1 protein-coding gene and 1 pseudogene are annotated in these 1,254 nt (G+C 66.2%); one reads left to right on the top strand and one right to left on the bottom strand.

The window, feature by feature from the left end; all coding sequences use genetic code 11:
• On the bottom strand, nucleotides 1-218 hold a 218-nt coding region (locus MKK84_RS35765; RefSeq protein WP_409566567.1), incomplete at its 3' end, for a methyl-accepting chemotaxis protein.
• Nucleotide 219: 1 nt separating this feature from the next.
• Here MKK84_RS35765 and MKK84_RS31725 point away from each other — a divergent pair.
• A pseudogene (locus MKK84_RS31725) lies at nucleotides 220-810 on the top strand (methyl-accepting chemotaxis protein); the annotation flags it as partial.
• Nucleotides 811-1,254 lie beyond the last annotated feature (444 nt).

Below are 1,254 nucleotides of genomic sequence, written 5' to 3'. Positions count from 1 at the left end.
GGTCCGTGTGAGGCTTGCCTATGTGCGATCTGCCCCGAAATCTCTTTCGTGGCTTTGGCCGTCTGCTCGGCGGCGGCCTTCACCTCGGAGGCAACGACGGGGAAGCCCTTGCCGGCGGACCCGGCCCGGGCGGCCTCTGTCGTGGCGTTCAGGGCCAGCAGGTTGGTCTGCCCAGCGATGGTCGAGATCAGCCCGACCACGTCGCCGATCCGGGACACGGCCGAGCTTGCACAGCGTGCCGTGCACGAGGCTGACCAGACCGGTAGCCTCGTGCAGGAGCTGAGTGCCGCCGTGTCCCGGTTCGGCAACGTGGTCGGGCTGATCTCGACCATCGCTGGGCAGACCAACCGGCTGGCCCTGAACGCCACGATCGAGGCCGCCCGGGCCGGGGCCGCTGGCAAGGGCTTCGCCGTCGTTGCCTCCGAGGTGAAGGCGCTGGCGGAGCAGACGGCCAAGGCCACGAATGAGATTTCGGGGCAGATCGCACAGATCCAGGCCTCGACCGGTCAGGCAGTGACGTCGATCGGCGGGATTACCGGGCGGATCCGGGAGATCAGCGACGTGGCCAGCTCGATCGCGGTGGCGGTAGAGCAGCAAGGCGCAGCGACCCAGGAGATCGTGCGCAACGTCAGCCAAGCTGCGATGGGGACAGGCGAGGTGACCAGCAACATCTCGGGTGTCGCCGGGGCGGCCGAGGAGACCGGCGCAGCGGCCAATCAAGTCCTCGGCGCCGCTTCGGAGCTGTCACGCCAGTCCGAGCATCTAACCGCCGAGGTCGAACGTTTCCTCGCCACCGTGCGCGCGGCGTAAGGCGTTCAGGTTTTCCAGGGTTACACTGGACCGGGTCAGCGAAGGGGCTACTTCCTCCACCTCAGGAGCAAGTAGCCCTTTCTGCTTTTTGAGGCCGGCCTCCAGCCTCTGTGCACCCGACGTCGTGCCGAATTTGGCGCACAGGGCAAGGCACAAGCCCCTGATCGCGATAGGCTGGATTGCCGATGATCCGGGTGCCCATGTCAGCCGCTGATAGGGAGTAACGGGGGAGTAACGGGATCAGGGGTCAGCCGCTGATCGAGAACGGCGTTACCTCTACCCTCGGGGCGGCCTAGAAGACCCGTTCTGAAGCCTCCTGCGGGCGTTCGGCATATCGGGCTGCACGGGCGTGGGAAATCCTTTGATCAGTCGTGCACTGCTCAAGCAGCTGGTCTGCCTTCCGCGGGTTTGATCCTACGGAGCGGAGCCCCAGCTTCCTTCCCG

Origin of the sequence: Methylobacterium sp. E-065 (genome assembly GCF_022829605.1) — a bacterium.
Taxonomy (GTDB): Bacteria; Pseudomonadota; Alphaproteobacteria; order Rhizobiales; family Beijerinckiaceae; genus Methylobacterium.
Note: the sequence above shows the minus strand (reverse complement) of the source record. Positions and strands in the feature narration are given on the sequence as shown.